The sequence below is a fragment of the Streptomyces sp. TM32 genome, assembly GCF_004122755.1.
Lineage (GTDB): Bacteria > Actinomycetota > Actinomycetes > Streptomycetales > Streptomycetaceae > Streptomyces > Streptomyces sioyaensis.
This window is the reverse complement of record NZ_SDIG01000100.1, coordinates 1-23392: the sequence shown is the minus strand read 5'-3', so window position 1 is coordinate 23392 and position 23392 is coordinate 1. Positions and strand designations below refer to the sequence as shown.

The following is a 23392-nucleotide window of genomic DNA, read 5'->3' as shown; positions in this document are numbered from 1 at the left end:
CCCCGCTTCCCGCTCCCCACCGGGCAGTCGGCCCCGCTCCGCGCCGCCACCGAGAAGCTCCTCGCCGACGGTCACCACTGAGAGGAATCCCATGCGCACCCGCCACGTCTTCCATGCCGTCGACTCCCACACCGAGGGCATGCCCACCCGCGTCATCACCGGCGGCGTCGGCACCCTCCCCGGCGCCACCATGGCCGAGCGCCGGCTGTACTTCGCCGAACACCGCGACGACATCCGGACGTTGCTGATGTACGAGCCGCGCGGCCATGCCGCCATGAGCGGGGCGATCCTCCAGCCGCCGACCCGCCCCGACGCCGACTGGGGCGTGCTGTTCATCGAGGTCTCCGGCTATCTGCCGATGTGCGGGCACGGGACGATCGGGGTGGCCACCGTCCTCGTCGAGACCGGCATGGTGCCGGTGGTCGAACCGGTGACCACGGTGCGCCTCGACACCCCGGCCGGACTGGTCACCGCCGAGGTACAGGTCACGGACGGGGCGGCGACGGCCGTCACGCTCACCAACGTGCCCGCGTTCTGTGCCGGACTCGACCGCAAGGTCACCGTCCCCGGATACGGCACGCTCAGCTATGACCTCGCCTACGGCGGCAATTTCTACGCCATCCTGCCGCTGGACAGCGTCGGGCTGCCCTTCGACCGGGACCGCAAGCACGACATCCTGGCCGCCGGACTCGCCCTCATGGACGCCGTGAACTCCACCGACCGGCCGGTCCACCCCGAGGACGAGCGGATCGGCGGCCTCAAGCACGTCTATTTCGCCGCACCCGGATCGACCGCCACCCGCTCCCGGCACGCGATGGCCATCCATCCCGGCTGGTTCGACCGCTCACCCTGCGGTACCGGCACCTCCGCACGGATGGCGCAGCTGCATGCCCGCGGTGAACTCTTCCTGGGCCAGGACTTCGTCAACGAGTCGTTCATCGGGACCGAGTTCACCGGCCGGCTCGTCGGCAAGACCACGGTCGGCGGGCGGCCGGCTGTCGTCCCCACCGTCACCGGGCGGGCCTGGCTGACCGGTACCGCGCAGTACTTCCTCGATCCGGCCGATCCGTTCCCCGGGGGGTTCCTGCTGTGAGCGCGGCACCGGGGCGGCGGGTTGGTCGCTGCCGCCACCAGGCCGTACGCGCAACGTGACATTGTACGCTGGCACTCCGCAGCAACTCGGAGGACCACGATGGGTGAACTCAAGCACCGCAGCCTGATCACCGCGCAGGAGCGACTTCGCGATCAGGTCGCCCATCAGCTGCGCGCGGCCCTGATAGCGGGCGAACTCCGCCCGGGATCGGTCTACTCCGCCCCGGGACTCGCCGCCGACTTCGGTGTCTCCGCCACCCCGGTGCGCGAGGCGATGCTCGATCTGGCCCGGGAGGGCCTGGTCGAACCGGTACGCAACAAGGGCTTCCGGATCACCGAGGTGAGCGAGCGCGACCTCGATCAGTACACCGAAATCCGTGCGCTGATCGAGGTCCCGGTCGTCGGCCGGGTCACCCGCACCGCCCGCCGGGAACAGCTCGAAGCCCTCCGCCCGGCCGCCCTGGAGATCGTCGCCGCCGCCCGCGCACACGACCTGATCGGATATCTGGAGGCCGACCGCCGCTTCCACCTCGCGCTGCTCGGCCTCAGCGGCAACGACCGCCTCGTCGAAACGGTCGGCGAACTGCGCAAGCGCTCCCGCCTCTACGGCCTCACCCGCCTCGACGAGCGCAACCAACTGCTGCCCTCCGCCGAGGAACACGTGGAACTCCTCGACGTGATGCTGACCGGCGATGCCGAGGCGGCCGAGGCCTGTATGGCCCGCCACCTCGGCCATGTCCGCTCGCTGTGGGCCCAGGAGCGGGCCGAACCGGCGGTCCCGCGCGACCTCCAGGCCTGACCGGGGACGGGCCGGCCAGGCCCGACCGGGTCCGGGGCGGTCGGCGGGTCAGACGTTGCGGGCCAGCAGCCCGTCCATCCACTCCTCCACCCCGTCGACGGTGCGCGGCAGCCCGCCCGACATCAGCCGGGCACCGTCCGCCGTGATCACCAGATCGTCCTCGATACGGACCCCGATGCCGCGCAGCTCCCGCGGCAGGGTCTCGTCGTCGGGCTGGAGGTAGAGCCCCGGCTCGACCGTCAGTACCTGCCCCTCGGCCAGGACGCCGTCCAGATACTGCTCGGCGCGGGCCCGGCCGCAGTCGTGGACGTCGAGGCCGAGCATATGGCCGGAGCTGCACAGCGTGTAGCGCCGGTGGAGACCGCTGTCGGCGGTGAGCGCCTGTGCTGCCGGGACGCGCAGCACCCCCCAGTCGGCCAGGCCCTCGGCCAGGACGCCCGAGCAGGCCCGGTGGAAGTCGCGGAAGCTGGCGCCCGGCTTCAGCGCGGCGATCCCTGCGTCCTGCGCGGCGAGCACCAGCTCGTACACCCGGCGCTGCACGGGGGAGAAGCGCCCGGACAGCGGAAGGGTGCGGGTGATGTCGGCGGTGTACAGCGAGTCGGTCTCCACCCCCGCGTCGAGCAGCAGCAACTGGTCCGGGTCGAGCGGGCCGTCGTTGCGGATCCAGTGGAGGACGCAGGCGTGGGCGCCGGCGGCGGCGATGGTCTCGTACCCCGTGCCGTTGCCCTCGGCGCGGGCGCGCAGCTGGAAGACCCCCTCGATCCAGCGTTCGCCGCGCGGGTGGCGCAGCGCGGCGGGGAGGGACCGTACGACGTCCTCGAAGCCGGTGACGGTGTGCTCGACGGCCTGCTGTAGCTCAGCCACCTCCCATGCGTCCTTCACCAGCCGCAACTCGCTGAGGACGGTGGCGAGTTCGGCGTCATGGGCGGCATTCCGGTCGGACCGGTGGTGCACCAGGTCGTCCAGGTGCGCACAGCGCACGCCGGTGAGCTGCTCGGCCTCGGTCAGATCCGGGCGGCGGCCCACCCAGAACTCGCCGTACTTGCGGTCCCGGTAGAACGCGCCGCCGGCGTCCCGCGGCGCCCTCGGCCGCAGATACAGCACCGCCTCGCCGTCCGGTTCCAGCACCAGGACATGTCCCGGCTGGTCCTCGCCGGTCAGTCCGGTCAGCCAGGCGTACGCACTGTGCGGCCGGAAGCGGTGGTCGCAGTCGTGGGAGCGGACCCGCAACTCCCCGGCGGGGACGAGCAGCCGCTCGCCGGGGAAGCGCGCGGCGAGGCGGGCCCGGCGGCCGGCGAAGTGCGCGAAGCCGGGGACGCGGTTGCCGGCCGGGAGCGGGGGCGTGGCCCATCCGTCGGTCATGAAGTCGGCGAGGGCGTCCGACACCGGCAAGTCGTGGCTCCCGGTGTGGAGTTGGGTGGGGCGCACGGTCATGGTTACACCTCCGGGAAAGAAAGTTCCTGAAGTCTTGTCAGTGCAATTTCACATTACTATGTTATGGGTCACACCTCGTGGAGTGAAGGCCCCTCGCCTCGCTCTCCACCCAACCCCCCACCCCCTTCCGGAGGTTCAGGTGCCCCCTTCGCATTTGCCGCGCAGCATCCTGCTGGTCGCCAGCCTCGCGGCGTCCCTCGCCCTGCCCAGCGTTCAGCCGGCCCGGGCCGCCGCGCCCCACCCGTCCGTCCTCCCCGCCCGCCCGCATCAGACGCAGCCGTCCGCCCGGCCGTCGGCGGCCACTCCTCACCCCTTCGACGAGGCCCAACGCCTCGCCAGGGCGCCCAAGTTCACCGCCGCGCCCGCGCCCGCGCCCCGCTCCCTCGTCGGAAGGGACGGCATCCCGGGCCCGCAGACCAGACCGCCCACCGCGCCGCACCAGGGAAGATCCGCCGTCGCGCCCTGCACCCTCGACGGCATCACCGGCCTGAGCCCCGAGCGGTTCGCGGACTTCCTCGCCGACCCTGCCGTCACCGCCGACGTCTGCCTGCGCGGCCTCCTGTGGACCTGGGACCCCCGGCTGATCCCGGTCATGTCGGACGCGCACGTCCAGGCCGTGGCCCGCCGTATCACCGGCCTGGCCGCCGCCCACGACGGCAAGAACACCAGCCACCTGTACGAGATGTTCACGTATCTGCACGCGGTGGCCTATCAGGACTTCTCGCACGACGAGATCGACACCACCGACGCCCCCACCGTCGACGCCGTACGGCGCGCGGTCGACGCCTTCGGCACCGCGGCCCGCACCTTCGACGTCACCCGCACCAACGCCGACACCCTGCGCGAAGCCCTCTACGCCGCCAGCGCCCCGGGGCTGCGGCAGCATCAACTCGACCTGATCGAGCGGGTCCTGGCCACCATGGACCCCGCGCACACCGCCACCCACAAGGACGCGGCCTGGGGCAACGCCGCCCTCGCCGCGCTCTCCGTGAACTACCTGGGGGTCTACCCCGGCAACAAGGACACCGCCTTCCAGTACGCGGCCGCCACCGACCCCGGATACCGCGCCGTCTTCAAGGCCTTCGCCACGTACACCCACCTCAAGGACACGCCCAACGCCTGGGTCGTCCGCGACGCGCTCGGGGAGTACGGCCGCTTCGGCGAGATCGCCTCCCTCAAGCGGGCCATCATCGCCGACCTCGGAGCCCTGCTCCCCACCACCGTGCGGAACTTCGGCGACGGCAGCGAGCCCTGGGCCAAGGTCGCGAGCTGGCTCAACTACTTCAACGCCTGCAAGCCCTATGCCGTGTGCAAGGAGGACATCGAAAAGCGGATCTTCCCGCACACGTACTCCTACGACAACGGCGGCATCAAGGTCCGCACCGCCCTCGACCGCGCCGTCGTCGACCAGCTCTACTATGCGTCCAAGCAGGTCAGGGCACAGTTCCACCGGGTGATCGGCACCGAGACGCCGCTGGCCGGCGACCCCAACACCACGCTCACCATCGTGCTGTACGCCTCACGCCACGACTACGAGGTCTACCACCCGCTGCTCACCGGCATGGGTACGAACAACGGCGGCGTCTACATAGAGCAGGGCGCCACCTTCTACACCTACCAGCGCCGCGTCCCCCAGGACTCCCGCCTCACCCTCGAAGAGCTCTTCCGGCACGAGTACGTCCACTACCTCAACGGCCGCTTCGCCGTACCCGGCTTCTTCGGGGAGGGGCCCTGGTACCAGGGCGACCGCACCACCGCCATGGACGAGGGCAGCGCCGAGTTCTTCGACGGCTCGACCCGCGACCACGGCATCGCCGTACGCAAGTCCCTGGTCCGCGACATCGTCGCGGACACCGCCGGCGGCACCCCCCGCATGACCATCGACCAGTTGCTGCACGCGACCTACGACGGGGACGGGTTCCGGTTCTACTCCTACGCCGGGACGTTCTTCGAGTTCCTGTGGCGCACCTACCCGGCGAAACTCCAGGAGATGTACCGGCATCTGCGGGACGACGACCCGGCCGCGTTCGACGACTGGCGCCATCGCATGGGATCCGACGCGGGGCTCCAGCAGCAGTACAACGCGTTCCTCGACACCCAGATCGCCCAGCTCGACGATCTCTATGTGCCGAACACGGCATTCACGCCCAACGGTTCGCTGAAGTTCGCCACCCCCGACGAGGTCCGCGGTGCCTTCGCCGCCGCCACGTCCAACACGCCCACCTGCAAGGACGAGGGTGACCCGGGCACCGGCCGCTTCCTGTGCACCGGCCGGATCACCGCCAACCTCGCCAACTCCGGCAGCCCCGACCAGATCTTCAAGGACATGTCCGACACCGTCGACTACTTCATCCTGGAGCGCACCAAGCCCGCCGGGAACAACTTCAACGACATGAACTGCTCCTTCGGGCCCACCGACGTCTGGTCCTCCGGCCGGGCCGGCACCGCGGACTTCAGCTGTGAGGGTCCGCTGCGACGCTGACGGAGCCTCGACCGGCGGTGGCCCGGCCCGTCCGCGGGACGGGCCGGGCCACCGCACCGCCCTCAGCGTTCCTCGGGCAGGTCGAGCCGGCGGGACGTACCGGGGGCCAGCGCGAACGAGCGGTCCCGCAGCTTCACCCGCACCGGCGGGTTCTCGGAGGCCGGTACCGCGATCCGTACCTGCTCGGGACGGATGCGCAGATCGATGTCCCAGTGGCGGCGGTAGCGGAAGCGCACCCCGAACTTCGACAGCTCGCGCAGTGGCGCCGGGTCGAGCCAGAGGGCCTGGTCACGGGTCTCCAGGCCGGTCATGCCGCGCTGGACGAAGTCCAGGGTGCCGGCCATCGCACCCAGGTGGATGCCTTCCGCGGTGGTGCCGCCCTGGACGTCCGCCACGTCCCCGGTCAGTGCCTCCTCGCAGTACGTCCAGGCGTCGGGGCGGTGTACCCGGGCCAGGACCCAGGCGTGGACCAGGGCGCTGAGCGTGGAGCCGTGCGTGGTGCGATGCAGGTAGTAGTCGACGGTGGCGCGCCAGATGTCGTCGTCGAGCGGGCAGTCCAACAGGCGGAACACCGAGGTGAGTTCCGCCGGCGAGAAGAGATAGCCCAGCATCAGCACATCGGCCTGTTTCGAGGCCTGATAGCGGTTGACGGTGTCGCCCTCCGCCTCCAGGATCCGGTCCAGCCGGCGGATGTCGCCGTAACGCTGCCGGTAGCCGTCCCAGTCCAGCTCGGCGAGCTTCTCGTACCCGGCGAACTGGCTGATCACGCCGTGGTGGTAGGGCACATGGAGCCGGTGCGCGATGTCGTCCCAGCGCTCGGGCTCCTCCGGGTCGAGCTGGAGGCGTTCGGACAGCTGCCGCTGATGGGCCTCGGGGAGCGTGCCGCACAGCTCCAGGGCCCGCAGCAGCACCCAGGCCGCGGTGACATTGGTGTAGGCGTTGTCGTCCACCCCCGGCGCGGCGGCCCCCGGATAGCCGTCGTGGTACTCGTCGGGACCGACCACCCCGCGGATCCGGTACCGGCCGAGGGCGGCGTCCCACTCCGCGGCCGCCGCCCAGAAGCGGGCGATCTGTACGAGCATCTCCGCGCCCCTGGTGTGCAGGAACTCCGTGTCGCCGCTGGCCTGTCCGTACTGCCACACGTTGTAGGCGATCGCCGATCCGACGTGGTGCTGGAGCCGGGAGTGGTCGGGCAGCCAGCGCCCCGAGCGCGGGTTGAGATGCAGCTGCTGGGTCTCCTCGCGGCCGTCACCGGCGCTCTGCCACGGATACATCGCCCCGGCACGGCCGGCTTCCCGTGCCGCGTGGCAGGCGGCGGGCAGCCGCCGGTAGCGGTAGTCGAGCAGGGCGCGGGAGACCTGCGGGAGGTGCAGGTTCAAGAACGGCAGGACGAACAGCTCGTCCCAGAAGACGTGCCCGCGGTAGGCCTCACCGTGCAGCCCCCGGGCCGGCACCCCGACGTCCAGCTCCGCGGTGTGCGGGGAGAGGGTCTGCAGGAGGTGGAAGAGGTGCAGCCGCAGGATGCCGCCGGCCTCCCCGGGGACCTCCAGCTTGGCCTGCCGCCACAGGTTCTCCCAGGCGCGGCGGTGCGAAGCGCGCAGTTGCCGGAAGTGCGGCGCCAGGACCACACCGTCCACCGCCGCGTGCAGCGGGCTGTCGATGGCCGGGTCGCGGGAGGTGTACAGCGTCACCGTCTTCTCCACGACTGCGGGTACGTCCGCGGTGACGGGCACCACCAGCGAGTGGAAGGCCTGGAGGGCGGAGAGCTGCGGGCGGGGCATCCGGCCGCGGCCGGCGGAGGCGCGGGTCCGGGCGGCCAGCGCGATCCGGATGTCCGAGTCGAGGGTCCGGCAGCTCAGCCACACGATGTCCGGCCGCTCGTCGCCGGTGTCCCATCCCGTCAGATGCTGGTCCGCCAGGCCCCGGTAGCGCGCGATACCGGCGTTGCGGACCGCGCCGTCGATCCCGGACTCCACCTCCACGGCCCCCGACCAGCCGTGCGCGGTGAAACACGTGCGCAGCGCGGCCAGATGGGGATCTCCCATGTGCACCAGCCGGCTCTGCTCCACGCTCAGCCGCCGGCCGGCCTCGTCCTCGTAGCACGACCAGCGGGTCAGGGTGCCGTGCCGCAGGTCCAGGGTCTGCCGGTGCTCCGTCAGAAAGGCGTGGTCGGGGGAGAGCCAGGGGCCGGGAGCCGTGTCGGCGGGGCAGATCCGGTAGCGCAGCGGGAGCCAGTTGGGCAGGTTGACCATGTCCTCGTTCTCGACGGTGTGGCCGTCCACGGTCGAGGTGAGCCGGTTGTAGCAGCCGGCGGCGTAGGTGCCCGGGTAGTGCGCCGGGCCGAAGAGCTCCTCGGAGGCCGCGCCGCGGGTGACGAAGTAGCCGTTGCCGAGCGCACAGAGCGATTCGCGCAGCCGTTCCGTGTCCGCGTCGTACCCCTCGTACGACCAGGTCCACGCGCGCGTCATCCGTCCTCCCCGGAGCGCAGCAGCTCGCCGGGGTCGGACACCACGACATCGGCGCCGCGCCGGCGCAGGGCGGCGGCGCTGTGCGGTCCGGCCGTCCGGTCCACGCCCACCACCAGGCCGAATCCGCCGCGCCGGCCGGCCTCGACACCGGCCAGGGCGTCCTCCACCACGGCGGTGTCATGGGGCGGGACCCCGAGCCGTCGTGCCGCCTCCACGAAGAGCGCCGGGTCGGGTTTGCCCGGCAGATCCAGCCGGCGTGCCTCGTTGCCGTCCACCACGGCGTCGAAGAGCCCGAGTACCTCGGCCGCGGAGAGCAGCTCGGTCGCATGACGGGACGCGGAGACCGCGGCGCACGGCACCCCCCGGTCCCGCAGCGCGTGCAGCAGGCGCACGGTGCCGGGCCAGGTGGCGATGGCACGGGTGCGCAGCCGCGCGGTGAACAGCTCGTCCTTACGGGCCGCGACGGCGCGGACGGTGGCCGTGCCCGGGGCGTCGTCCACCTCGCCGAGCGGCAGCTCAAGACCCCGGGAGCGCAGGAACGCGGCCGCCCCGTCCTCCCGCGCGCGGCCGTCGACGTACCGCAGATAGTCGTCCACCGGATCGAAGGGGCGCTGTCCGCCCGCGGCCGACAGGGCCGCGTCGAAGGCGTCCTTCCAGGCCGCGGCGTGCACGGCGGCGGAGTCGGTGATGACCCCGTCGGTGTCGAAGACCACGGCCCGCAGCGAGCGCAGCGGCGCTGCCAGGGACGGCGCACCGGTCATGGTGACGGTTCCGTTCGTCGGAGTGTCCCTTCCATGGCACCACGGCTACGGGCCGGGGGCGCGCCGCACGGACGGCCCGCAACGTCCCCCGGGGGGCGATACCGCCGCACGCCCGGCCGACGGCCGTACGGCGCGGCCGCCCCGCCGTGCGTCAGGCCGCCGGCCGCCCCCACCAGGGGTCCTCGGCCGCCCACTCCCGCTCCCACCGGTCGTGGCGCCGGCGGTTCAGCAGGCCCTGGCCGGCGCGCTCGGCGCCGAAGAGCAGCAGACCGGCCGAGGCCCCGGTCACGGTGCCGACCGCGATGCTCCCGCTCCTGGCCCGGCCGGGTGTGACGGGGTCGCGGAGCAGGCTCCCGTGCCGGTCGAGCCAGGCGGGCGTCCGGTCGCCGGCCCGCAGGTCCGGTGCCACCGTCGTCAGCCCCGTCCTGGTCCGGCCGTCGGCGGCCGTCCAGCGCACCGTGGCGTGCGTGCGGGTGCCGAGGCCTCCCGAGGTGTCCACCCCGATGCGGGCCGGCGGGTCCTCGGTCAGCACGGCCGAGACGGTGTGCCGGCCCGGTGGCTGCCGCGCGGCGCCGTCGTCCACCGCGTGGGCGGCCGCCAGCCCGGCGGCCGGTGCGCCCACCACGATCAGCACGCCGGTGACCAGCGCCAGCCAGGTCTGCGCCACATCCGAACCCCGGCGGAGCGGACCGCGTCGCCACGGCCGGAGCCTGCTGCCCAGAGCCATCACGCACCCCCTGCCTCTCCCGACCGTGGCATCCCGTGCGGGACCGGCAGGAGGGGCCGAACGGCCCTCCCCGGGGGCTCTTCGGGACGCGGCCCAGCGGCCCGGGGGAAGCCGGGGCACGGGCCGCGCCGGTACACGTACAGGGGGCCGGCCGTGCTGCCGGGGCAGCGCCCGCGGGCGGCCCGGGCGGCGTCCTCGCAGGTCGTGCACGCCGCGGCGCACGGTGCGACGGTGGCAGTACGCACCACGTCGTCGCCGATGCCCGGAAGGAGTGGCGGGGATGGAGCATCCGCTGGTGGTCGGGACCGACGGGTCGGACTCCGCCGTCCGGTCGCTGGACTGGGCGGTGGACGAGGCGGCCCGCCACGGGCTCCCGCTGCGGATCGTGCACGCCTCCAGCTGGGAGCGCTACGAGGGAGCGTCGCTCGCCCAGGGCGCGGAACGCCCCGGCGAGCAGGTGCTGGAGGAGGCCGTGGTGGACTCGGCCGCCGCACACGCCCGCCGTCGGAACGCGGACGTCCCCCTCACGACGGAGGTGCTGCCCGGCGACGCGGTCACCACGCTGCTCAACGAGGGGCTCCATGCCTCGGCGCTGGTCCTGGGGTCACGGGGGCGCGGCGAGATCGCCGGTCTGCTGCTGGGGTCGGTCGGCGTGACGGTCGCGGCCCGCGCCAAGTGCCCGGTGATCGTGGTGCGCGGCGACCCGGCCGGACTGGCGGGCACGCACGGGCGCGTCCTCCTGGGGATCGACGACCCGGCCACCGCCGCGACGGCCGCCCGCTTCGCCTTCCGCGAGGCCGACGCCCGCCACTGCCTGCTCGTGGCCGTCTGCGCCTGGCCGCTCCCCGCCCACGGGACCGACCAGGCCCCGCCGCCCGCCGCGGGCCCCCGGAACGACCGGGAGAAGCGGGCGGGGGAGCTGCTGGACGAGGCGCTGGAACAGGCGGCCGTGGACCATCCGGAGGTGCGGGTGCGCCGCGCCACCGTCGAGGGGCCGGCCCACAAGGTGTTGGTGCACCGCGCGGCCGCCGCGGATCTGCTGGTGGTGGGGGTGCGGCGGCCCCGCGGCCACTCCGGGCTCCAGCCCGGCCGGGTGGCGCACCACGCGCTGTGCCACGCCGCCTGCCCCGTGGCGGTCGTACCGCGGCACCTGTGACGGCCGCGCCTCACCCCTCCAGCCGGGCCGCATGATCGGGCACATACGTCTGGAGGTCCCGGGGCGGCCGCTGGTAGCCGGTGGCCGGCGGCCGCGGCGGCCAGTCCAGCGCGGGCGGGGCGATCTCGTGGTAGGGCACGGTCGACAGCAGATGGGCGATCATGTTCAGCCGGGCCCGCCGCTTGTCGTCGCTCTCGACGACGTACCAGGGGGACTCCGCGATGTCCGTGTGGACGAACATCTCGTCCTTGGCCCGCGAATACTCCTCCCAGCGGGTCAGCGACTCAAGATCCATGGGGGAGAGCTTCCAGCGGCGTGCCGGGTCCGTCAGCCGGCGCCGGAAACGCTGCTCCTGGACCTCGTCGCTCACCGAGAACCAGTACTTGCGCAGCAGGATCCCGTCCTCCACCAACATCCGCTCGAAGACCGGGCACTGGCGCAGAAACCGCTGGTGCTCCGCCGGCGTGCAGAACCCCATGACCCGCTCGACACCGGCCCGGTTGTACCAACTGCGGTCGAACAGCACCATCTCGCCCGCCGCCGGAAGGTGTTGCGTATAGCGCTGGAAGTACCACTGGGTGCGCTCCCGCTCGGTGGGCCGCGGCAGGGCCACGATCCGCGCCACCCGGGGGTTGAGGTACTGCGTGACCCGCTTGATCGTGCTTCCCTTGCCGGCCGCGTCCCGCCCCTCGAAGACCACGACCAGCCGGACGCCTTCACTGCGGACCCACTCCTGGAGCTTGACCAGCTCGGTCTGCAATCGGTAAAGCTCCTGCTCGTACCGCGACCGTGACAGCTTCCGGGGCCCGTTGCCGCGCTGCTTGTCCGCCATGCCTCGACGGTACGGAGAAATGCTCAGGCGTGCGTGCCGAACGGGGCCAGCACCTCCCGCTCGATCCGCCGCCGGACGCGTTCGGTCAGGGCGGTCAGCCGCCGCGACATCTTCGGCCTTACGGCGCGCGGCGACCGGATGTACCGGGCCGTGGCGGGCAGCTCCGCGACATCGGCCACGACCCGCCGCCGGGCGTCGTCGAGCCGGCCGCGCGCCGTGCTGCGCCGGCCGTCCCGCATCAGTGTCTCCAGCAGCGGTGTGCTGCCCGCCGGGAGCGGCTCGTCGGCCAGGCCGAGCACGTCGTGGCAGCCGGGACGGCGGAAGACCTGCTTGCGGCCCGGGGCGGTCAGCTTCGCCGCCGACAGCTTCATCACCGGGCGGTCGTCGTAGGCGACCAGTTTGTACGCCGAATCCAGTGCGGGAGCGTCGGCGCTGACCCCGACGCGGGTGCCCACCGCGTAGACGTCGATCGGTGCCCGCGCGCGCCGCAGGTCGTGCACGGCGTACTCGTCCAGCCCGCCGCTGGCGACGATGCGCACCTGTGGCAACCCCGCGTTGTCGAGGATCGCGCGTGCCCGCCGGGCGAGTTCCGCGAGGTCACCGCTGTCCAGACGGATCGCCGAGCCGTCGCCGCGCCCCAGTGCGTTCAGCACCCGCGCCGCCGCCGCGACGCCGGACTCGGTGTCGTAGGTGTCCACCAGGAAGGTCACCGGTCCGGGATGGCACAGCGCGAACGCGGTGAACGCCGCTTCCTCGTCCTCGAACGCCTCGATGTACGAGTGCGCCATCGTCCCCACCGCCGTCAGATCCTCGGCGTGCGCCGCCGCCACATTGCTGGTGCCCACGAAGCCGGTCATCGCCCCCAGCCGGGCCACCTGGTGGGCGGCCGCGGTCCCGTGGGTACGCCGCAGCGAGAAGTCCACGAGGTCGCACCCCTGCGCCGCGATCACACAGCGGATGCACTTCGAGGCGATGGCCGTCTGGTGGCTGAGGTGGTTCAGCACGAAGGTCTCCACGAGCTGCGCCTGCGGCAGCGGAGCGGTGATCTCCAGCAGCGGCTCACCCGCCAGCACGACACGCCCCTCCGGCACGGCCCGGACCTCGCCGGTGAAGCGCAGGTCCAGCAGCGGCGCCAGCTCCTCGGCCGGCCGTTGCAGCGCCTCGGCGAACACCTCGACGTCCTCGTGTCCGAGATGGAAGTCGGAGAGGTAATCGAGGACGGTCTCGGCCCCGGCGGCGATCAGAAAGCCCCGGTCCGGTGGCAGCGCCCGCACGAAGCAGCTGAAGGTCGCCGGCTGCGTCATGCCCTCGCGGAGGTACGACAGGGCCATGGTCACTTCGTACAGGTCGGTGGTCGTCGCATCCGACATGGCCGACTCCCTTCCGCGGGCGGGCCCCGGCCGCATGGTGGCCGGCCCGCACCGGGCTCACGCCATCGCACTCGTCCAGCCGTAGGCCACGCGCTGCTCGGGCCGGGGCGGGGCGGCGCCGACGCCTTCGAGGTCCTTGTCGGCCACCCGCAGCAGCTTCCCGGCGAGGTCCCGCATCGCCCGCCCGGCCGCGAGCTCGTCCCCGATCTCCGGTACGTCCTGGTCGTCGGGGCTGCACCGGGCCGTACCGTGCCCGGTGAGCGTGGTGGTGCCGGTGTGCAGCGCCACCCGTGCCGTGGTCTTCCCGTCCTCCTCGACGAGGTACAGCCGGACGGGCCACTCGACTGTGTGTCCCATGGATTGCCTCCGCTTCCTTCCCGGGGCACCGCCGCCGGAGCCCGCCGACGGGCTGCACCGGGCCGCCCGCCGCCCCCGCCGGCAGCCGGTCCCGGGCGTCAGCGCCCTCACCGCCATCATCCGCCTTCCGGAGCGGGGCGTCCTCCCGCGCTCGCGCGCCGTCTCAGCCCCTGGACGGCGTCCCTTCGTGCGGCACCACGGCCACCGGACACGGCGCGCGGTGGACGACCGACTGGACGACCCGGCCGATCCGCGGGCCCGGCAGCCGGTGCCGGTGCCGGTGCCGGCGGCCGACGACGAGCAACTCCGCGTCCGCGGCGTGGTGCACCAGCGCGGGCACCGGTCCCTGCATGGCCACCTGGTGGTCCACGGGCAGGTCCGGGAACTTTTCCCGCCACGGATCCAGGGCCGCGGACAGCTCCTGGCGGGCATCCTGCGCCGCTTCCCGGGCGGCGCCCGCCTCCACCCCACCGCCGCGGTTGTACGCGTACGAGGGCAGGTGCCTGCCGTGCAGGACCCGCAGGGTGGTCTGCCGCCGGGATGCGGCGGCGAAGGCGAAATCGAGCAGCGACACACACGGGTCGTGCAGGTTCAGCCCCACCAGTACGGCCCGGTCCCGCTGGGCCATGGCCTCCTGCCGGGCGTGCACCAGAACCGTGGGCGCATCGGTGCGCGGCACCAGCTTCAACCCCAGCTCGCTGAGGGCGTAGCGGGACACCGGGCCCAGGTCCTTGGCGCCGAGGACCAGCAGGTCCGACGACTCCGCGGCCTCCCGGAGGGCGTCCAGCGGATCCTTGGGCACCAGCATCATCTCCACCGGGAGGTCGGGGAAGCGGGTGCGCACCTCCGCGGCCGCCGCGTGCATCATCCGGTGCGGCCAGTAGTTCTGGTCCCGGTCTGCGGGCGGGCGGCGCTCCGGCTCCGGCGCCAGCAGCACCCACGCGTGCAGCAGCCGCAGACGCGCCTGTCGCAGTTGGGCCTCCCGTGCCGCCCACAGGATTGCCGACAGGGATTCGGGCGTACCGTCCACCCCTGCGGTGACGACGTCCTTCATGGTTCCTTTCCCGTTCCGGCGCGCTAGACGGGTCCGCGCCTACACCCCACCGTGCGCGGCACCGGTCGCCGGGGCATCAGACTTTTGTCCTTTGACCGACCGACCTTCGTCAGTGCGGGCCGTGACCGCTGTCGTCGGGCACGGGGCGCGTCCCCCGGCTGTCGGGCGGGGCGCCGCCCATCACGCGGAGCATCGACCGGCCCCCGGTGCGCAGGAAGCGGTGGACCAGGGCGGCGGCGAGCAGAAGGAAGGCGATGTTCAGCCAGGTGGTGTAGTCCCAGGAGACGCCGGACATGGGGATCGTGGCGTCGGCCTGACGGGGGATCAGCCCCAGTGCATCGAAGGTGAATTCCACGAAATAGCCCGCCACCACGATGGCCGCGTAGAAGGTGGCCAGCAGGAAGAGGGCCATTCTGATCCCGTAGTACTTCCGATAGATGTGCAGGATCGGCAGGATCAGCAGGTCGGCGAAGATGAAGGCGACCACCCCGCCGAAGCTGATACCGCCCTTCCACAGCACCACCGCCAGCGGCACATTGCCGATGGAGCAGACGAACGAGGCGATCGCCACCAACGGGCCGATCAGCGGGCCCCACAGCTTCGCGGCCAGCGGGTGCCCCTCGAAGAAGAAGGCGCGCCAGAAACTGTCCGGGACCCAGGCGGCGAGGGCGCCGGCGATCAGCAGGCCGATCACCAGGTCCTTGAGGATCGCGGCCCACTCCATGACGAAGACGTGCGAGGTCGAGGTGTATCCCTCGGCGGAGAACAGCCGCCCGGCGAAGGACCCGCCGCGGCGTACGGACATGTCCATGGCGGCGTGCCCCTCCATCGACCCGGCCAGCCCCCGTTCGGCCTGCCGACGGGCCGGGCGCAGCAGGGTGTCCCGCAGGAAGAGGCGGAACAGCAGGGCCAGCAGCACGATCATGACCGGGCCGCCGATGAACTCGGCGGCCGTGAACTGCCACCCCATCAACAGCGCCAGGATCACGCCGAGTTCGATCACCAGGTTCGTGGAGGCGATCTCGAACGCCATCGCGGCCGTGAAGTTCGCCCCCTTGAGGAAGAGCGAGCGGGCCAGTGCGACCGCGGCGTACGAGCAGGACGAGGACGCGGCGCCCAGGGCGGAGGCGATCGCCAGGGTGCGGGGCCGGTCGTCGCCGAGCAGGCCGAGCACGGTGGAGCGGTGCACCACGGCCTGGACCACTGCGGACAGCGCAAAGCCAAGGATCAGTGCCCAGGTGATTTCCCAGGTCATGGATCCGGTGACGGACAGGGCGTGCAGGATCGCGGACATCGGCTGAGGTGTTCCGTGACCGGCCGGGGCTCAAACTCCCGCCGCCCGGCGTCGCGTCACACCCGCCCGTGCGCCCGTTGTGCCCGCCGGGAGAGCGAGTCGATGACCACGGCCACGAGCAGCACCCCGCCCGTGATCATGAACTGCACGGCGGTCTGGATGCCCATCAGGGCCACCCCGGAGGCGATCGACTGGATGACCAGGACGCCGAGCAGCGCCGACCAGGTCCGGCCGCGACCGCCGAACAGGCTGGTGCCACCGATGACCGCGGCGGCGATGGCGTCCATCAGCAGATTGCCCCCGCCGGACGTCTGGCTCGCCGAGGTGACGCGCGAGGCCAGGAACAGGCCGCCGATCGCGGCCATCGTCCCGGAGACCATGAAGACCGAGATCCGCACCAGGCTCACATTGACGCCGGTGCGCCGCGACGCCTCGACACTGCCCCCGAGCGCGAAGATCATGCGGCCGTAGGGCGTGCGGCGCAGGACGTAGTCCAGCCCCACGAGCATCACGAGGAAGATCAGCAGGGCCAGCGGGAGCCCCAGGAACTGGTTGAGCACCCAGGCCGCCGCCAGGGAGATCGCCGCCAGCACGCCCGTGCGCAGGACGATCTCGCTCACCGGCCGGCAGGGTACACCGGCCGCCCGGCGCCGCCGCACACCGTGGTACGAGGCGAGGAAGAAGGCGGCGGTGCCGAGCGCCGCCAGGCCGTACGCGGCGGCCACATTGGTGAAGTAGTAGCTGGTCAGCTTCGCGACCAGACCGTTTTCGTCGATATTGATCGTGCCGCTGGCGCCCAGGATGTAGAGCATCAGGCCGTTCCAGCCCAGCAGGCCCGCAAGGGTGACCACGAACGCCGGCACCCCGACCTTGGCCAGGAAGAACCCCTGTACGGCCCCGATCAGCGTGCCGCCGAGCACCGCGAGGACCAGCGCCGGGGCCTCCGGCATGCCCTGGTTGACGCTCAGCACCGCGAAAACGGCCGCCGCCAGGCCGCTCACCGAGCCGACCGAGAGGTCGATCTCGCCGAGCAACAGCACGAAGACGACGCCGATCGAGATCATGCCGGGACCGACGATGTCCACGCTCAGATTGGACAGATTGCGCGGCGAGAGGAAGTTCTCGTTGAGGCTCTCGAAGATGATCCACACCACGACCAGGCCGAGGGCGACCGGTACCGAGCCGAGCTCCCCGCTGTGGAACCGGCGCTTGAGGATCTCCAGGGGGTTCTGGCCGCCGGCCGCGGCCCCGGCCGCGAGCTGCCGCCGGTCGGCGGCGGTGACGGCCCCGGCCCCGCCGGTCTGTGCACCGGCCTGTTTCTGCTTCCGCAGCGTCCATGTCCGGCTCACGGCTACGCCCCCCACCCTTGGGAGGCGCGGCGCGTCACGGCGTTGTCGGTGGCTCCGGTGATCGAGGAGATGATCTGCTCGTGGGACGTGGTCGTCACATCGAAGAACCCGTTGTTGCGCCCCAGCCGCAGTACCGCGATCCAGTCCGCGACGGCCTTGACGTCCCCCATGTTGTGGCTGATCAGGAGCACACCGAGACCGCGTTCCCGCAGCTGCTCCACGAGGTCGAGGACCTGGGCGGTCTGCTCGATGCCCAGGGCCGCGGTGGGCTCGTCCAGCAGCACCAGCCGCGGTTCGCCCAGCAGCGAGCGGGAGATCGCGACGGTCTGCCGCTGGCCTCCGGAGAGCGAGGCGACCGGGAGGCGCACATCGGGCATCCGGATGGCGAGGGTGTCGAGCAGGTCCAGGGTCAGGCGCTCCATCTCCACCTCGTCGAGCACACCGGCCCGGTGGATCTCGCGGCCGAGGAAGAGATTGCCGACCACATCGAGGTTGTCGCACAGCGCGAGGTCCTGGTAGACGGTGGCGATCCCCAGGGCCTGGGCCTCGTGGGGCCGGGTGATCTGGACGGGACGGCCGTCCCACTCGACCACCCCCTCGTCGGCGGGGTCCACCCCCGCGATCACCTTGATCAGCGTGGATTTGCCCGCGCCGTTGTCGCCCACCAGCGCGACGACCTGACCGGCTTGGACCTCCAGATCGACATCGGCCAGCGCCTGGACGGCGCCGAACCGCTTGAAGACGCCGCGCAGCGTCAGCAGCGGCGGCGACGACGGTCGCCGGACGGATGCGCCGGACTCCATGGGTACCTGCCTCACCTGGTGAGCCCCGCCTTCAGACAGGCGGCCTCGAACTTGGGGGTGCAGATCTGCTCGATGGTGTACATCCCGTCCCTGACCACGGTGTCCTTGATGTGATGCACGGTCACCGGGATCGGGGTGAGCAGCACGGCCGGAATGTCCTGGGTGGTGGGGCTGTTGACCTTGTGCGTGGTGATGGTGCCGAGGCTCTTGCCGCGTCCCAGCGCGACGGCCATGGCGGCGGCGGTGTCGGCCTCGGGTGTGAAGGGCTTGTAGACGGTCATCAGCTGATCGCCCTGGACGATGCGCTGGATCGCGGCGAGTTCGGCGTCCTGGCCGGTGACCGGCGGCAGCGGATCGATCTTGGCGGCCCGCAGGGCGGAGATGATGCCGGCGGCGAGTCCGTCATTGGCGGAGTAGACGCCGTTGATGCTGTCGGCGCCGAGCGCCGCGATCGCAGCGGACATGTTGAGGTTGGCGTTCTCCGGCCGCCAGCCGGCGGTGTCGTACGCCTTGCCGATCTTCACCTTGCCCTGCAGCGCGGCCAGCGCCCCCCGCTTGAACCAGGCGGAGTTGGGGTCCGTCGACGCGCCGTTCATCATGACGATCTGGTCGTCGTGCGCCTTGCTGCCGAGCGCCTTGAGCAGCGCCTCGCCCTGCAACTTGCCGACTTTCGCACCGTCGAAGGAGACGTACGCCGACACCGGCCCCTCCACGAGGCGGTCGTAGGCGACGACGGGGATGCCCGCCTTGTGCGCGTCGTCGACCGAGGACCGCAGCGACTTGGAGTCGACGGCGTCGAGGACCAGCACCTCGACCCGCTTGGTGATCATTGCGTCCATCTGCTGCTGCTGGGTGGCCACATCGTGCTGTGCGCTGACCGTCTCCACCGTGCATTCGTGGCACAGCCGGTGGATTTCCTTCTCGATCAGGGGCCGGTCGAACTTGTAGAAGCGCGAGGTGTTGTCCGGGAGCAGCACACCGATCCGTACGGCCCCGCCGGACGGCCCGCCGGGCTCGTGCACGCCGCCGGCCTCCCCGCACGCGACCGGGCCCGCGATCAGGCACAGCCCGGCCAGGATCACGCCGGCTCCGCGCAGCCGTGCACGCACCTCAGCGCACCTCCTCACCGTTCCAGCGGACGTCCGTGCCGTCCGGAGCGTCCGCCGCGCCGAGCCGCTCGCCCGGCTGGAGCGTGATCTCGCTCCACACCTGCTTGCCGCCGCTCAGCGGCACCGAACCCCAGGACGCCGACACCGCCTCGACGAGCAGCAGCCCGCGGCCGCCGGTCGCCTCCCAGTCCACGGTCGTCGGCTTGGCCGGGGCGCGGGGCGAGGCGTCGTTCACCGCGACCCGCAGCCGGTCCGCGGCCAGCGTCAGATCCAGCCGGACCTCGCCCTGGGTGTGCGCGATGGCGTTGGTGACCAGCTCGGACACCACCAGCAGGGCCACGTCGAGCTCTTCCGTCACGCCCCAGGAGCGCAGGGTGCGGGCGGTGAAGCGGCGGGCGTGCATCACCGCGTCGGGCAGGCGCCAGACCGCCCAGCGCACCCGGGTGGGGCGGACCCGCATCCCGTCGTAGCGCAGCACCAGCAGCGCCACGTCGTCGTCGCGCCGCTTGGCACTGCCGAGCAGCTCATCGGCCAGCTGTCCGGCATCGGCCGGATCGGCGGCGGCGAGCGCCGCACACACCCGGCCGATGCCCTCGTCGAGGGGGAGGGCGGCCGACTCGGCCAAGCCGTCCGTCAGCAGGACGAGCACGGTGCCCGGGGCCAGTCCGACCTCGGTCAGCGGGAACTCCCCGTCCGCGGCCACGCCCAGCGGGGGCCCGCCCTCGACCGGCAGTTCCTCGGTGCTGCCGTCGGGCAGCCGCAACAGCGGCGGCAGATGGCCGGCCCGGACGAACCAGGCGATGCCCTCCTCCATGTCCAGGTCCACATAGCAGCAGGTGGCGAACAGATCGGTCTCCATGCCCAGGAGCAGCCGGTTGGCGTGCGAGACGACCACATCCGGCGGGTGGCCCTCCACCGCGTAGGCCCTGATGGCGGTGCGCATCTGGCCCATGATCGTGGCGGCGCCGGCGCTGTGGCCCTCCACATCGCCGATGACGAGCGCGACATGACCGTCGGCGAGCGGAATGACGTCGTACCAGTCACCGCCCACTTCGAGCCCCATCGTGGCGGGCAGATAGCGGGCGACGGCCACCCCTCCGGGCAGCGACGGCAGTTTGCGGGGCAGCAGACTGCGCTGGAGCATCGTGGCGAGCTCGTGCCCCGCGTCCAGCGCGTGGGCGCGGACCAGGGCCTGTCCCACCAGACCGGCGGTCGCGGTCAGCAGGGACCGCTCCTCCGGCCCGAACGCATGCTCCTTGTCCCACCCCAGCAGGCACACCCCGACGATCCGGCCGTCGGCCGGCAGCGGCAGGACGGCGAGACCGCCGGGCCCGATGTCCGCAAGGCCGGGTTCGAGGGCGGCCCCCCGCGGCCACAGGGCCACATGGCCGGACCGCAGCACGCTCTCCAGCGTGGGCATCGACTGGCACGAGGTATCGGGCCACTCGGACCGCCACTCGGACTGCCAGAAGGCGGGCCAGTCCGTGGGTTCCGGGGGATCGAGGACGGACACCACCAGCCGGTCCGCCTCCAGCTCGGCCACCGCGACGTGGCTTGCCGCCAGCGGCAGCCGCAGCGCGGCGACCACCACCCGGCTGACGTCCCGGACGGTCGTGGCGCCGCCCAGCGCGGCGGACAGCCGCTGCACGATGGAGACCTCGTCGGCGGTCGGGCGCAGATACGAGGCGTCGGCGACCACCCCGAGCATCCGCTCCGGGGTGCCGTCGGCGTCCACCAGCACCCGGCTGCGCAGGGTCAGCCAGCGCAGCTCGCCGTTGGTCCGGCGGATACGGATCGACAGCTGCTGGCCGGGGACGGGATGCCGGTCCGGCTCCACGATCGACATCAGGGCGGGCACATCGTCCGGTGCGGTGTGCGCCAGCAGCGTTTCCACCCGCCGGTCGAACTGCTCCGGAGGGATGCCGAACAGCTCCAGCACCTGCCGGTCCGCTTCCATCCGTCCGGTGCGCAGCATCAGGGTGAAGGCGCCACCACGGAGGGTGTCCAGCCCCGGTCCCAGCAGTGACCGCCGCTCGGTCCGGGCCATGACCCGGGCGCCCACGGCCTCCAGCCCCGCGGCCACCTGGTCGGCGTGCAGCTCCAGAAGGTGCCGGCGGTCGGCGTCGAAGGCTCCGGCGGCCTGCTCCACGACCACCAGGCACCCCAGCCGCTTGGTCTCCCCGCCCAGCGGCAGCACGGCCAGCGAGACGTCGGCCGGTGGGGTCCCGGTCTCGTTCCAGGCGTCCGCGCCGGTGGTCCCGGGGGAAGTGGCGGTGCCGTACTCCACGAGGTCGGCCGGGCTCAGCCACAGCGGGACGCCGGTGCGGAAGGCCGTGGCGACCGGCGAGGTGCCGGACAGCGGGTAGCGCGTCGGCAGTCCGTACGGGACGCCGGAGCCGCCGACCATCTCGGCCAGCTGAAGTTCGCCGTCCGCTTCGGCCGGCACGTAGACGGCGGTCAGCTCGGCCCCGGTAGACCCAAGGACTCGTGCGGTCACTGCCTGCACCGCCTCCGTACGCCGGAAGCCGTCGTCGTAAGCCACGGTCGCCGTATCCGCCCTCGGGGGCCAGGGCGTCAGCCCCGCCACCGCCTCATCGGATAAGTCGGAAATTACCGCCTTGTCTCCATGGTGCGGCACGCAGGGAGGCGGGAGCTAGTCGACAGGCGGAACACGGCGGGTGACGGGGGAGGGGCTCGCCGCGTCCGCGGCGGGCCGCGGTGGCGCGGGCGGACCTGCCCGGTGGCCGCGGGCCCCGGATCAGTCCGGCGTCAGCACGGCGGCCCCCTGTACCCGGTCGGCGGCCAGGTCCGCGAGGGCCTGCGGGGCGCGGCTCAGCGGATAGGGGCTGACGGTGACCCGGATGCCGATCCGTGCCGCGGCCGCCAGGAACTCCTGGCCGTCCTGGCGGGTGTTGGCGGTCACGCTGCACAGGTGGCGCTCGTAGAAGAGATGGCGCTGATACGTCAGCGGGGGGATGTCGCTGAGATGGATCCCGGCCACGGCGAGGGTTCCCGATCGGTCCAGCGCCGCCAGCGCCACCGGCACGAGATCGCCCACCGGCGCGAAGAGGATCGCCGAGTCCAGCGGTTCGGGCGGGCTGTCGTAGGCGCCGCGCGCCGAGGACGCGCCCAGTTCGAGGGCGAGTTCGCGGGCCTGCGGGGAGCGGGTCAGCACATGGACGGTGGCGCCTTCGGCGAGGGCGATCTGCGCGGCCAGATGCGCCGAGCCGCCGAAACCGTAGATGCCGAGCCGGCCGCCGGGGGGCAGTGCGCTGCGGCGCAGCGCGCGGTAGCCGATGATCCCGGCGCACAGCAGCGGCGCCAGCCGGGTGGCGTCCTGGTCGTCCGGGAGCGCGTAGGCGTAGTCCGCGGGCACGAGCGCGGCCACGGCGAAGCCGCCATCGGCGTCCCAGCCGGTGTACCGCGAGTCCGGGCAGAGGTTCTCGTGACCCGCCCGGCAATACCGGCAGACCCCGCAGGTGCCGCGCAGCCATGCCCCGCCGGCCCGGTCGCCGACCCGGAACCGCGTCACCGCCTCGCCCACGGCGGCCACCCGGCCGACGATCTCGTGGCCCGGCACGGTGGCCGTGCGGTGCGGGGGCAGATCGCCCTCCGCCAGATGCAGATCCGTACGGCAGACGCCGCAGGCCTCCACCCTGAGCAGCAGATCATCGGGGCCCGGCTCGGGGGTGGGGCGGCGGACGGCGACCAGTGGCCCGGAGGCGATCGGTCCAGGGTGGTGAACGGCCCAGCCGGACACCGTGTCCGGGCCTGCAACGGTAGCCATGCCCCCAGGATCGCGCCCACCGCGGGGAGGGACAAACGGTGCGCCGGCCGGTGTGCCGGTGGCCGGGCGGCCGCACCGTACGAGGCCGCCCGCAGCCGGACCGGCCCGGCCGGGCGGGTGCGTCGGCTCCGACGGGATGACCCTGCGCGGCGTGCAGGCCACCGGCTCCAGCACCCTCACGTCCACCCTCCTGGGCACGCTGCGCAGTGACGCCGCTCACGTGCCGAGTTCCTGTCGCCGGCCGGACTCACCTGACATGGCCCTGCGGGGGCGCTGCTCCGCTCGCGCCGGAACCGGAGGACCGGCCGCGGGCGGTACGCGAGCGGTGAGCCCGGCGCGGGTTCCGCGGGGCCGGGCGGCGGGCCGCCTGGTGTGCTCGCCGGGACCGTCAGTTTCCGACCTGGCGACGGAAGAGCGCCGCCAGCTTCCGCAACATCCGGGACAGCAGGCCCCCGCGGGCCGGGGGAGCGGTGTCGGGGGCGGCGGCCGGCGGGCCGTCCGGCGGGGGAGCCGGGCTG

At 72.6% G+C, this 23392-nt stretch carries 18 protein-coding genes; 4 read left to right on the top strand and 14 right to left on the bottom strand.

Annotated features, from left to right (window positions below; all coding sequences use genetic code 11):
- Nucleotides 1–91 precede the first annotated feature (91 nt).
- Entirely contained in the window at nucleotides 92–1093 is a 1002-nt protein-coding gene (locus tag EST92_RS20955; protein ID WP_129282400.1) for a proline racemase family protein, read from the top strand.
- Nucleotides 1094–1192: 99 nt separating this feature from the next.
- Nucleotides 1193–1891 (top strand): GntR family transcriptional regulator, encoded by a 699-nt coding sequence (locus EST92_RS20950; protein WP_129282399.1) that lies wholly within the window; start codon nucleotides 1193–1195, stop codon nucleotides 1889–1891.
- A 48-nt stretch (nucleotides 1892–1939) separates the two neighbouring features.
- On the opposite strand, the gene EST92_RS20945 is transcribed toward EST92_RS20950, so the two are convergent.
- Nucleotides 1940–3325, bottom strand: coding sequence for an aminopeptidase P family protein (locus EST92_RS20945; protein ID WP_129282398.1), 1386 nt, complete (start codon nucleotides 3323–3325; stop codon nucleotides 1940–1942).
- 154 nt (nucleotides 3326–3479) lie between these two features.
- Between EST92_RS20945 and EST92_RS20940 the strand changes: the two genes are divergently transcribed.
- A complete protein-coding gene (locus EST92_RS20940) occupies nucleotides 3480–5807 on the top strand; it encodes a collagenase (protein ID WP_129282397.1) in 2328 nt (775 codons plus the stop codon).
- Nucleotides 5808–5869: 62 nt separating this feature from the next.
- Here EST92_RS20940 and EST92_RS20935 read toward each other — a convergent pair whose 3' ends face one another.
- From EST92_RS20935 to EST92_RS20925, 3 genes are all read right to left on the bottom strand, one after another.
- The gene (locus tag EST92_RS20935; RefSeq protein WP_129282396.1) at nucleotides 5870–8275 is read right to left on the bottom strand and encodes a glycosyl hydrolase family 65 protein; all 2406 of its coding nucleotides are present in this window, start codon (nucleotides 8273–8275) and stop codon (nucleotides 5870–5872) included.
- Entirely contained in the window at nucleotides 8272–9036 is a 765-nt protein-coding gene (locus tag EST92_RS20930) for an HAD-IA family hydrolase (RefSeq protein WP_129282395.1), read from the bottom strand. The genes EST92_RS20935 and EST92_RS20930 overlap by 4 nt, the downstream gene beginning before the upstream one ends.
- 151 nt (nucleotides 9037–9187) lie before the next feature.
- Nucleotides 9188–9703, bottom strand: a complete 516-nt coding sequence (locus EST92_RS20925) for a hypothetical protein (protein ID WP_129282394.1) — start codon at nucleotides 9701–9703, stop codon at nucleotides 9188–9190.
- Between the two features lie 340 nt (nucleotides 9704–10043).
- Between EST92_RS20925 and EST92_RS20920 the strand changes: the two genes are divergently transcribed.
- The gene (locus EST92_RS20920) at nucleotides 10044–10919 is read left to right on the top strand and encodes a universal stress protein (RefSeq protein WP_129282393.1); all 876 of its coding nucleotides are present in this window, start codon (nucleotides 10044–10046) and stop codon (nucleotides 10917–10919) included.
- Nucleotides 10920–10929: 10 nt separating this feature from the next.
- Here EST92_RS20920 and ppk2 read toward each other — a convergent pair whose 3' ends face one another.
- The 10 genes from ppk2 to EST92_RS20870 all read right to left on the bottom strand — a co-directional run bounded on the left by ppk2 (nucleotide 10930) and on the right by EST92_RS20870 (nucleotide 22874).
- Entirely contained in the window at nucleotides 10930–11751 is an 822-nt protein-coding gene (gene ppk2 / locus EST92_RS20915) for a polyphosphate kinase 2 (protein ID WP_129282392.1), read from the bottom strand.
- Nucleotides 11752–11774: 23 nt separating this feature from the next.
- Nucleotides 11775–13121 carry a nicotinate phosphoribosyltransferase gene (locus EST92_RS20910; RefSeq protein ID WP_129282391.1) on the bottom strand — a complete coding sequence of 449 codons (1347 nt, stop codon included), beginning with the start codon at nucleotides 13119–13121 and terminating at the stop codon, nucleotides 11775–11777.
- 57 nt (nucleotides 13122–13178) lie between these two features.
- On the bottom strand, nucleotides 13179–13478 hold the full coding sequence (locus EST92_RS20905; protein ID WP_129282390.1) for a dsRBD fold-containing protein: 300 nt from the start codon (nucleotides 13476–13478) through the stop codon (nucleotides 13179–13181).
- A gap of 163 nt (nucleotides 13479–13641) precedes the next feature.
- Nucleotides 13642–14532 carry a universal stress protein gene (locus EST92_RS20900; protein WP_129282389.1) on the bottom strand — a complete coding sequence of 297 codons (891 nt, stop codon included), beginning with the start codon at nucleotides 14530–14532 and terminating at the stop codon, nucleotides 13642–13644.
- 109 nt (nucleotides 14533–14641) lie between these two features.
- On the bottom strand, nucleotides 14642–15826 hold the full coding sequence (locus tag EST92_RS20895; RefSeq protein WP_129282388.1) for a permease: 1185 nt from the start codon (nucleotides 15824–15826) through the stop codon (nucleotides 14642–14644).
- A 56-nt stretch (nucleotides 15827–15882) separates the two neighbouring features.
- Nucleotides 15883–17049, bottom strand: a complete 1167-nt coding sequence (locus EST92_RS20890) for a sugar ABC transporter permease (RefSeq protein ID WP_254068934.1) — start codon at nucleotides 17047–17049, stop codon at nucleotides 15883–15885.
- A gap of 128 nt (nucleotides 17050–17177) precedes the next feature.
- Nucleotides 17178–17978 (bottom strand): ATP-binding cassette domain-containing protein, encoded by an 801-nt coding sequence (locus EST92_RS20885; protein ID WP_129282401.1) that lies wholly within the window; start codon nucleotides 17976–17978, stop codon nucleotides 17178–17180.
- Nucleotides 17979–17989: 11 nt separating this feature from the next.
- Nucleotides 17990–19087 (bottom strand): substrate-binding domain-containing protein, encoded by a 1098-nt coding sequence (locus tag EST92_RS20880; RefSeq protein ID WP_129282386.1) that lies wholly within the window; start codon nucleotides 19085–19087, stop codon nucleotides 17990–17992.
- 1 nt (nucleotide 19088) lies between these two features.
- On the bottom strand, nucleotides 19089–21593 hold the full coding sequence (locus EST92_RS20875) for a SpoIIE family protein phosphatase (protein WP_275540893.1): 2505 nt from the start codon (nucleotides 21591–21593) through the stop codon (nucleotides 19089–19091).
- 252 nt (nucleotides 21594–21845) lie between these two features.
- The gene (locus EST92_RS20870) at nucleotides 21846–22874 is read right to left on the bottom strand and encodes a zinc-dependent alcohol dehydrogenase family protein (protein WP_129282384.1); all 1029 of its coding nucleotides are present in this window, start codon (nucleotides 22872–22874) and stop codon (nucleotides 21846–21848) included.
- Between the last annotated feature and the right edge of the window lie 518 nt (nucleotides 22875–23392).

Coding starts and splice junctions, on each gene's coding strand:
- EST92_RS20900 (WP_129282389.1), bottom strand. CDS start 14,532: ATGAAGGACGTCGTCACCGCAGGGGTGGACGGTACGCCCGAATCCCTG.
- EST92_RS20905 (WP_129282390.1), bottom strand. CDS start 13,478: ATGGGACACACAGTCGAGTGGCCCGTCCGGCTGTACCTCGTCGAGGAG.
- EST92_RS20920 (WP_129282393.1), top strand. CDS start 10,044: ATGGAGCATCCGCTGGTGGTCGGGACCGACGGGTCGGACTCCGCCGTC.
- EST92_RS20950 (WP_129282399.1), top strand. CDS start 1,193: ATGGGTGAACTCAAGCACCGCAGCCTGATCACCGCGCAGGAGCGACTT.
- EST92_RS20935 (WP_129282396.1), bottom strand. CDS start 8,275: ATGACGCGCGCGTGGACCTGGTCGTACGAGGGGTACGACGCGGACACG.
- EST92_RS20885 (WP_129282401.1), bottom strand. CDS start 17,978: ATGGAGTCCGGCGCATCCGTCCGGCGACCGTCGTCGCCGCCGCTGCTG.
- EST92_RS20945 (WP_129282398.1), bottom strand. CDS start 3,325: ATGACCGTGCGCCCCACCCAACTCCACACCGGGAGCCACGACTTGCCG.
- EST92_RS20895 (WP_129282388.1), bottom strand. CDS start 15,826: ATGTCCGCGATCCTGCACGCCCTGTCCGTCACCGGATCCATGACCTGG.
- ppk2 (WP_129282392.1), bottom strand. CDS start 11,751: ATGGCGGACAAGCAGCGCGGCAACGGGCCCCGGAAGCTGTCACGGTCG.
- EST92_RS20910 (WP_129282391.1), bottom strand. CDS start 13,121: ATGTCGGATGCGACGACCACCGACCTGTACGAAGTGACCATGGCCCTG.
- EST92_RS20955 (WP_129282400.1), top strand. CDS start 92: ATGCGCACCCGCCACGTCTTCCATGCCGTCGACTCCCACACCGAGGGC.
- EST92_RS20870 (WP_129282384.1), bottom strand. CDS start 22,874: ATGGCTACCGTTGCAGGCCCGGACACGGTGTCCGGCTGGGCCGTTCAC.
- EST92_RS20930 (WP_129282395.1), bottom strand. CDS start 9,036: ATGACCGGTGCGCCGTCCCTGGCAGCGCCGCTGCGCTCGCTGCGGGCC.